Origin of the sequence: Microbacterium sp. H6 (assembly GCF_003314775.1) — a bacterium.
Lineage (GTDB): Bacteria > Actinomycetota > Actinomycetes > Actinomycetales > Microbacteriaceae > Microbacterium > Microbacterium oxydans.
The window spans coordinates 4,611-13,718 of record NZ_QOAY01000032.1; the positions used below are offsets into that span (position 1 = coordinate 4,611).

Consider the following 9,108-nt stretch of genomic DNA (forward strand, 5'->3'; position numbering starts at 1 on the left):
TCGTGCGGCTGCTCGGCTCCGTGGAGCTGGCACGCGCCTTCACGCTCGCAGCGCTGGCTGCCGTGTTCGGTTCCTATGCCATCCAGCAGATGACGTCGGCGACAACGCTGGCGACGATCATCGCCGCGCTCTGCCTGCTGGGCGCGGCCATCCTCTGGATACGTCGCGACGAGCTGTCGCTGCTGCGCATCGCGCCGTCGTCATTGCTCGCCTTCCTCGCCTGGGCGCTGGTGAGCGTCTTCTGGACCACAGACAAGTCCGACACGATCTTCGGGTGGATGTCGCTCTTCGGCTTCGCGTTCCTCGCCATCACGATCGGCCACGTCCGCGACACGCTCCAGACGGTGCGCGCGATCGGCGACACGCTCCGGGTGCTCCTGGCCGCGTCCCTCGCAGTGGAGATCCTGTCCGGCGTGCTGCTCGATCTGCCTTTCACCTTCCTCGGGATCCAGGGGAATCTCGCCGTCGGCGGCCCGATCCAGGGCCTCTTCGGCAGCCGCAACATGCTCGGATTCATCGCGGTGATCGCGCTGATCACCTTCGTGATCGAGTGGCGCACGCAGTCCGTGAAAGCCCCGCTCGCCGTGGCGTCGATCGCTCTCGCGAGCTTCCTGGCGGTGCTGTCCTCCTCCCCGACGGTCCTCGTGCTCGCCGGTGCCGTCGGCGTCGTCACGATCGCCCTCACGATCGTCCGCCACACCCCGGCCGACCGGCGCACGATCGTGCAGTGGACGCTCGGCGTCGTCGTCACCCTCGCCCTTGCGGCGGCGTTCGCGCTGCGCCATCAGATCATCGCCGTGCTCGATGCGGGCTCCGACTTCTCGATCCGCGGCTCGCTCTGGAACACGATCCTCGATTTCGTGGCCGTGAAACCGGTCCAGGGATGGGGATGGTTCGGCGACTGGGCACGGGGCGAGTACCCGTTCACCTATATCAACTTCCAACTCGACGACCGCCATCAGAGCGCGCTGAACGCCTTCTTCGACGTGCTGCTCCAGCTCGGCGCCGCGGGGCTGGTGCTCTTCCTCCTGCTGGGTGGCGTCGCTCTCATCCGCTCCTGGCTCGTAGCGAGCACGCGCCGCTCCGTCGTGTACGCCTGGACGCCGATCATGCTGGTGACGCTGGCGGTCGACTCCATGTTCGAGAGCTTCACGCTCGTCGGCGCCGGATGGTTCATGCTCGTGCTGTGCGCCCTGCGTGCAGGCCAGTCGCGTTCCTGGCGCGAGAACATCGATGCAGCACACACGGGAGCCATACCGACGCTCCGCCCTCAGGAGTAGCCGAGGGGCGCCGTCAGCGGATGGAGGGCAGCTTCTCCGCCCAGGTGATAGCGTCGCGGACCCCGTCGTCCACCGAGCGCTCGGCACGCCAGTCCAGCACCTCAGCCGCACGATCGACGATCGCGAACGCGCCGGCCTGATCGCCGGGACGCCGCGCGGTCTCGACGACGGCGAGAGCCTCACCCGTGACCCGCTCGAAGGCCGCCACCAGCTCGCGGACGGTCACGCCCTCCCCGGTGCCGATGTTGATCACCCGATAGGGGTCGTCCGCCGTCGCGACCTCGTCGAATCGCTCGACGGCCGCCACGTGCGCGAGCGCGAGGTCCCAGACGTGGATGTAGTCCCGCAGCCCGGATCCGTCCCTGGTCGGCCAGTCGGTTCCGGTGATCGAGAAGGCCTCGGCTGCGGCATGGGACTGCATGATCTTCCCGAGCGCATGCGAAGGCAGAGGGTTCTGCAGCCCGGTGCGCATCTGCGGATCGGCGCCGATGGGGTTGAAGTAGCGGAGGGCGATCGCACGGAAGTCGCCGTTGGAGGCCGCATCTTCGAGGATCTGCTCGACCATCGCCTTCGTCGTGGCATAGGGACTCGAGGGAGCCAGCGGAGCGTCTTCATCGACCCCCGCACCGCTCTCCCCCTCGTAGACGGCAGCGGAAGAGCTGAACACGATGCGTGGGATCCCCGCGTCACGCAGATGCTGGAGCAGCACGATCGTCTTTCCCACGTTGGTCTCGTAGTAGCCGAGGGGATCCGTGACCGACTCGGGCACGACGATACGTGCAGCACAGTGGATGACCGCATCGATGTCGGGGTGATCGGCGAGCAGACGTTCCAGGACCACCTGGTCGGCGATGTCGCCCTCGTAGAACGCGCGACCCTCGCAGAAGGCTCGGAGCCCCTTGGAGAGGTCGTCGAGGATGACCACGTCGATGCCCGCCTCGATGCACGCGGTGGCGACCGTGGATCCGATGTATCCGGCGCCGCCGGTGATCAGTACCTTCATCGCAGCCAGTCTAACCGTCGCCCCTTCGCCACCGAGGTGAGCCTCTCCGCTGATCCGAAGGGAGCGGACGGTAGGCTACTCTCTGCTCGTCGAGTCCGGCCGCTGTCCCCACGACAACCGCCTGTGACACCAACATCGGAGAAACCAACCCGTGGCATACGTCCTGCAGAACGTCGTCTTCCCCGGTGGCGACGACCCCGATGTGTTCCCCCTCTACGTGGACGCCGAGCATCGACCTGACACCGAGGACGAACGCGCGGCGCGTGCGGCGATCACACCGGTCGAGGGCATCCTCGACCGCTCCAGTGCGCGGGTCCCGGCGAAGAGCACGTGGTCTTTCAGCACCTATTTCAACGCCTTCCCCGCCGCATACTGGCGCCACTGGACGGGCGTGCGGGACGTGCGTCTCACCGTGCGCTCCACCGGATCGGGCACCGTGCTGCTGCATCGTTCGGATGCGCAGGGCGAGTCCCGCCGGATCGAGGCGCGCTCCGTCGTCGGAGACGCCACGACGACCTTCGATCTCGATCTCGGCCCCCACGACGACGGCGGCTGGATCTGGTTCGATGTCGTCGCGGATGAGGAGCCCGTCGTCCTGAACGGTGCGCGCTGGGAGACGGAGCACGAGCCGGTCCGAACCGGGAAGGCCTCACTCGGCATCACGACGTTCGACAAGCCGGATTACTGCATCGAAACGCTGCGGACGCTGGCATCGTCCCCCGATGTGCTGTCGCTGGTCGACCGTATCTTCCTCGTCGACCAAGGCACCCGCTTGGTCGCCGAGCAGGATGGATACGAAGCCGTCTCCGCCCTCCTCGGCGACACGCTTCGCGTGATCCGGCAGGACAACCTCGGCGGATCCGGTGGATTCGCTCGGGCCATGCAGGAATCGCTCCTGCGTCCGGAGAGCGAGTTCGTGCAGCTGCTCGACGATGATGTGCGACTCGAGCCTGAGGCCCTCCGTCGCTCGATCGTGTTCGCCCGCTACACGAGCGAGTCCACCATCGTCGGTGGCCACATGTTCGACCTGATGGCACGCTGCACACTGCACGGCTGGGCTGAGGTCGTCGACGAGCCGGCCTTCGCCTGGGGCGACACCAATCCGGAGCGGATGCCCCACGACTTCGCGACGGCGAGCCTGCGGGATTCCCCCTTCCTGCACGCACGCATGGAGGCCGATTACAACGGGTGGTGGATGTGCCTCATCCCGCTCGAGGTGATCCGCGAAGTCGGACTCGCCCTACCGGCGTTCATCAAGTGGGACGATGCCGAGTTCTGTCTGCGCGCGGGCGAGGCCGGTTTCCGCACCGTATCCCTTCCCGGCGTCGCCCTGTGGCACGTGTCATGGGTGCACAAGGACGACATGATCGACTGGCAGGCGTACTTCCATGCCCGAAATCGGATCGTCGCCGCGCTCCTGCACTCGAATGCCCCCCGCAGCGGACGGCTCCTGGTGCACAGCCGTCGCGTCGACCTCAAACACCTCATGATGATGCAGTACTACCCCGTGGCCCTTCGCGCGAAGGCACTGCGGGACGTCCTGGCCGGGCCGCGTCATCTGCGGGAGAGCCTCGCGACAGCGATGCCCGCAGCCCGGGCGATCGCGTCCGATTTCCCGGAGACGGTCGTGCACCACGACACGTCGAACCTCGGGCGCCCGCGGACGGGACGACGCCGGTACCTGCAGGAACCGATGAGTCCGGAGGGGATGAAGCTGCGGTGGCTGACCCTCTCCACGCTGGTCTCGAACTGGTTTCACCGTCCCGCTCCGGAGAACGTCGCGGCGCCCGAGACGGAGTTCCGGAAGAAGGACGCCGTCTGGTGGCGGCTGGGCAGCGTCGACAGTGCGCTCGTCGAGACCGCGGATTCCGCCGGAAAGCTCCACTATGTCCGTGACAGGCGCACCCACCGCCGGATGCTCCGCGACTCCCTCCGACTGCACGCCGAGCTGCGCCGCCGTTGGCCCGAACTGCAGAAGCACTATCGTGACGCGCTCCCCGAGCTCGTCTCCTCCACGTCCTGGCAGCAGATCCTCAAGGAGAAGGCATGACCGCGGCACCCGCTGCATTCGACCCGACCACGGCGACGATCGTCATCGTCACCTACAACCGCTCGCACCTTCTCACCGGACTGCTCACGAGCATCACCGCGATGGACCCGAAGCCTGGTCGTATCGTGATCATCGACAACGCGTCGGTGGACGACACCACGGACGTGGTCGAGTCGTTCCGCGACAGCATCGGTACCGAGATCGTGTACCGCCGTCTCGACACCAACACGGGCGGATCAGGCGGCTTCAGCGAGGGGATGCGCACCGCATACGACCTCGGCGCCGAATGGATCTGGATGATGGACGACGACGTCGAGGTCCTTCCGGACGGCCTGGCCAGGATGGGCTTCTGGACTCCGCGTTTCAAGAGCATCCAGGGGCGCCGGTACGACTACGACGGCAGCGAGTTCTACTGGCAGTACCGCATCGCCGAGCGCATGGGCATCCCGATCCCGTTCGCGCCGTCCGGTTTCGACACTTCCGGCTACAAGGAGATGAACAGCGGCTGCTTCGAGGGCATGTTCATCCACCGTTCCGTCGTCGCGCAGATCGGCCTGCCAGACCCTCGTTTCTTCATCTACTGGGACGACCAGATGTACGGGTGGCTCGCGTCCCGCAAGACGACCGCGGTGATCGTGGACGAGTTCGTGCTGCGCCGCACCCGCGAGATCAAGCAATGGGACATGGGCATCCGGCACATGAACGCGTCGAGCAACGCCTACCGCTTCTACATCATGCGCAATCGCGCCTACATCAAGAATTACTACCGCGTGCACGGCGTCTACAACCCGGTGCTGTTCGGGCTGGGGACGGCGATGACCTTCGCGAAGGAGCTCATCCGACTGGTGTTCGTGGAGAGGACGGTCCGGGGCACCAGCAACCTGTTCCGAGGCCTGAGAGAAGGCGGCAGACTCGCCCGTGATCGGTCCTGGCAGCCGATGGCTCCGCTGGAAGGATGAGGGCATGACCGACGAACCGCAGCCCGAGCTCCGTTGGGCCCCCATCGAACCCAAGCCGCGCAACCGCGGACGAGTCTGGTTGATCGTCGGACTCTCCGTCCTCGCCCTGCTCGTCGTGGCCGCGCTGCTGTTCTTCCTCCTCCCCAGGGGCGGGTCACCGGCGCCGGGCGCTTCGGCGTCTCCGACGGCGACGACGACCCCGACGCCGACGCAGACGCCCTCCGCGGTTTCATCCGCATCCCCCGACCCTACGGCTCCGGTCGACACTCCCCCACCCGTGGAGGACCCGTCCCTTCCCGCGTTCCGCGACCGCGTCGGCGTCTGGCTGGAATCGGCGCTGGTCGGGCTGGACATCGTGTCCGAAGGCGATGGAGACGTCAATTCCGTCCTGGATACGATGCAGGGAGACGCACAGCGCCTGTCGGAGGCGCTGCCGCCTTCGTCGATCGCCGAGGACTGGAACACGACGACGAGCGAGTACTCGAGCCGACTGAGCGCGCTGCGCTCCGCCGTGTCCTCCGGATCGAACGTCGGTCGGGCCGTCGACGCCGCACGCGTCAGCGTCGACCAGCTGCGCAGCCTCGCCGGCCTCTAGCGCCCGAGTCGCCCGCGGCTATCGAGCGGGCGACTCGAGACGACGGAGACGCTCCTCATAGTGCGAAGCGAGCTCGAGCCGGATACGGGCACGCTCGTGTTCGGCTCTCGCCCGTACGAGGTCGCTCTCCGGATCCTCGTTCGTGAGGTCGAGCTGATGACGCAGCCACTCGAAGCGCTGCTCCAACGCAGCGACCTGCGGGGCGATGCGATCGAACTCGGAGCGGATGTAGGAGAAGTCCGCTTGGTTGCCGGCCAAGCGAGCCTCGTAGTCGGCGCGGGCGCCCTCGAGGTTCGCGAAGGCCTCTTCGAGGCGTGCGTCCACTCTGGCATCAACGCGGCGCACGACGGCAGCGTCGATCCGTCGACGGATTCGGTTCAGCATTCAGTCCTCAATCATTCGGGTGATTGGTGATGGTCGGGTCTGGAGATCAGCGGTGATAGGAGATACGCCCGGAGTCGATCCACTCGCGCAAGAGCATGGATTCGAGGTCGATGCGGTGTTCGGCGCCGACAGCTGACGGTTCTCCGTAAGCGTGGTTCCAGGCGGTCTGATCCGGCGCATCCACGAAGGAGAAACCGGTGACGTCCATCTCGACATCAGGGAACAGCCTGGTCGCGATCCAGAGCATCACCGTGCCCGTGGTCGCCCATTGGCCACCCTCGTGCGGGTCCACTCCCATCGCCTCGCCGAGCGGAAGGATCACCTCACGGTTCGGCATGGTGACGATACCCAGGTCCGGCGGCCAGAAGTCGGGGGTCTTCGGGTTCTCCCACAGCAGACGCCCCGGTTCGATCATGAGGTAGAGACGGTCGGTGTAGTCCGAGAAGAACCACGGGGTCGGTCGCACCCCACGGTTGAAGACCACGACGTCGACGCGCCTCCCGACGGTGGCAGGCCCGTCGATGTCATCCATGCGGAAGCCGTTGACGCGGATGACGAGGTCTGCGGAGTCGATCCGCTCCGCACGTTCCGGAGACTCGTCCAGAGGCTGATTCCCCACCACTGCGACCCGGCGGATCCCCTCGGGGCGGCCGAACGACTCCACCAGCGGTCGAAGCCGGTCGTAGAAGGCTTCCTCGCCAGTCGTCGCACGCTCGTCCCCGACGAGCTCCGTCACACGCCCCATAGACCCACAGCTTAGGGCAATATTCCGGCTCATCCGGAATTGCGGTCCTGGGGTCCGCGGGGCCGGAGCGCACCTCCCCGAGCAAGGCAGGTCGCGTCTTCGAGGAACTCCCCCGTCTAGAGTTGTCGGCGTGACTTCTGCGCAGACCATCGATCTCTCCTCGGCGAAGATCGGCACCGGTTCCCCCGTGTTCACGATCGCCGAGATGTCGGGCAACCACAACGGAGATCTCGAACGAGCGCTCGCGATCGTGGATGCCGTGGCATCGACCGGGGCGAATGCCCTCAAGATCCAGACCTACACCGCCGACACGCTCACGATCGACTCCGACCGTCCCGAGTTCCGCGTGAAGGGCGACCACGATCTCTGGGGTGGACGCAATCTGTACTCGTTGTACCAGGAGGCGCACACGCCCTGGGAGTGGCACGCGCCCATCTTCGAGCGCGCCGCCGCACACGGCCTGATCCCCTTCTCCACGCCGTTCGATCCGACTTCCGTCGAGTTCCTCGAGGGTCTCGGCGTCGAGCTCTACAAGACGGCGTCCGCGGAGATCGTCGACCTTCCGCTCCTCCGCGAGGTCGCTCGCACGGGCAAGCCCATGATCGTTTCGACGGGGATGGCCACGCTCTCCGAGATCGACGCCGCGGTGACAGCCATCCGCGACTCCGGCAACACGCAGCTGGTGCTGCTCGCCTGCACCGCGGCGTACCCGGCCATCCCCGAAGAAGCGCGGCTGGGCAACATCCGGACGCTGCGCGAGGCCTTCGACGTGCCCATCGGACTCTCCGACCACACCCTCGGCATCGGGGTCGCTGTGGCGGCGGCCGCTCTCGGGGCCGTGGTGATCGAGAAGCACGTGACCCTCGACCGGGGCGACGGAGGCGTGGACGCCGACTTCTCCCTGAGCCCTGCCGAGTTCGCCTCCCTGGTCAGCGCGTCGGAGCAGGCACGGATCGCCGCAGGAAGCGGAACCGCCTTCGGTCCCACACCGCAGGAGCAGACCGTCCTCGCACTCCGCCGGTCCCTGTACGTGACGGCGGATGTCCGCGCCGGCGACGTCGTCAGCGCGGCGAACGTCCGCTCGATCCGCCCCGCCGGCGGTCTGGCACCGGAAGCCTACGGACTGGTCGAAGGGCGTCGATTCACTCGTGATGCGGACCGGGGCACCCCTTTGTCCTGGGATCTGCTCTAGTCAGCCAGCCGGCGAGAGACGCCACTTCGCGAACGTGGCGAAGCCGCCGGCGTCGGCGGGAAGGTGCGGCAGGTATCCTGCCCGCTGGAACAGCTTCGAAGAGGCCGTGTTCGTGGTGTGGACGGTCGCGAGGAGGCGACTCGGCGCATCCACGATCAGGGCTTGTTCCGAGGCGGCGAGCACAGCACCGGCGAGACCACGTCCGCGCTGTTCCGGGGCCATCGTGATCGACGCCTCCCAGTCCGTCGGGGAACGCCGGTCCCACCGCGTCGAGGCCACCGGTCGTCCTTCCGACTCGATGACCAGGAGCCGGCGGTCCGGATCGGCGAGGGTGCGGTCGAGCCACGAGACGTGCGAATCCCATTCGAGAGCTTCGCTCGACCGGGAGTGCGCTCGAGTGGCTTCGTCGTTGCGCCAGTCGTAGAGCACCCTGGCGTCGTCCCGCGTCGCCGGGCGCACGCTGATCGGAGGCGAGGGACGGGGCTCGTCGGGCCCTGCATCGACGAGTTGCTCCCAGGATGCGACGATCCGCCATGTCCCGAGCCCGTCGACCGTGTCCCGAAGCGCGGCTGACTGCGCCGCCAGCGCGTCGCCGTCATGCAGAAGAGCACCCAGCTCGACGACCCGTGCCTCCAGATCGGCATGGGGCGGAACACCGAGCCCCACCGCGAGCCCCCGCCTCACGACGTTCGCGTAGCCAGGACGCTGATTGTCGACAGCGCACAGGACGGCCATCGGAACGCCCATGCACGCGAAGTCCCACACGGACGTCCCGGCCGCTGTCACCGCGAGATCATGCTCGCGCGCCAGGGCAGGCAGATCATCGACGAATCCGCGCACCTGCATGTCATGGACAGATGCGGTGGCAGCCTCCCGCACCTCCTCCCGGCCGCGCGGATC

The 9,108-nt window shown here is 67.1% G+C and carries 9 protein-coding genes; 5 read left to right on the forward strand and 4 right to left on the reverse strand.

Going from position 1 to position 9,108, the window contains the following annotated elements; translation table 11 throughout:
- The first annotated feature begins 2 nt into the window (after positions 1-2).
- Positions 3-1,280, forward strand: coding sequence for an O-antigen ligase family protein (locus DSP71_RS01470; RefSeq protein WP_113680187.1), 1,278 nt, complete (start codon positions 3-5; stop codon positions 1,278-1,280).
- A 13-nt stretch (positions 1,281-1,293) separates the two neighbouring features.
- Here the strand turns inward: DSP71_RS01470 and galE are convergent, their stop codons facing one another.
- Complete coding sequence (gene galE / locus DSP71_RS01475) at positions 1,294-2,283, reverse strand: UDP-glucose 4-epimerase GalE (RefSeq protein ID WP_058632628.1); 990 nt, start codon at positions 2,281-2,283, stop codon at positions 1,294-1,296.
- Positions 2,284-2,434: 151 nt separating this feature from the next.
- Between galE and DSP71_RS01480 the strand changes: the two genes are divergently transcribed.
- From DSP71_RS01480 to DSP71_RS01490, 3 genes are read left to right on the forward strand one after another with little or no spacing between them, the layout of a single operon-like run.
- Entirely contained in the window at positions 2,435-4,333 is a 1,899-nt protein-coding gene (locus tag DSP71_RS01480) for a glycosyltransferase (protein ID WP_113680188.1), read from the forward strand.
- Positions 4,330-5,292 (forward strand): glycosyltransferase family 2 protein, encoded by a 963-nt coding sequence (locus DSP71_RS01485; protein WP_058632626.1) that lies wholly within the window; start codon positions 4,330-4,332, stop codon positions 5,290-5,292. Before DSP71_RS01480 ends, DSP71_RS01485 begins: the two co-directional genes overlap by 4 nt.
- 4 nt (positions 5,293-5,296) lie before the next feature.
- Positions 5,297-5,887 (forward strand): hypothetical protein, encoded by a 591-nt coding sequence (locus tag DSP71_RS01490; protein WP_113680189.1) that lies wholly within the window; start codon positions 5,297-5,299, stop codon positions 5,885-5,887.
- A gap of 18 nt (positions 5,888-5,905) precedes the next feature.
- Here DSP71_RS01490 and DSP71_RS01495 read toward each other — a convergent pair whose 3' ends face one another.
- On the reverse strand, positions 5,906-6,271 hold the full coding sequence (locus tag DSP71_RS01495) for a hypothetical protein (protein WP_058632624.1): 366 nt from the start codon (positions 6,269-6,271) through the stop codon (positions 5,906-5,908).
- 46 nt (positions 6,272-6,317) lie between these two features.
- Entirely contained in the window at positions 6,318-7,016 is a 699-nt protein-coding gene (locus tag DSP71_RS01500) for a glycosyltransferase family 29 protein (protein ID WP_218867328.1), read from the reverse strand.
- Positions 7,017-7,146: 130 nt separating this feature from the next.
- On the opposite strand from DSP71_RS01500, the gene pseI reads away from it, so the two are divergent.
- Positions 7,147-8,208, forward strand: coding sequence for a pseudaminic acid synthase (gene pseI / locus DSP71_RS01505; RefSeq protein ID WP_061015098.1), 1,062 nt, complete (start codon positions 7,147-7,149; stop codon positions 8,206-8,208).
- Here pseI and DSP71_RS01510 read toward each other — a convergent pair.
- Positions 8,209-9,108 (reverse strand): bifunctional UDP-2,4-diacetamido-2,4,6-trideoxy-beta-L-altropyranose hydrolase/GNAT family N-acetyltransferase (locus DSP71_RS01510; RefSeq protein ID WP_113680190.1); only part of this gene is annotated, 900 nt, incomplete at its 5' end.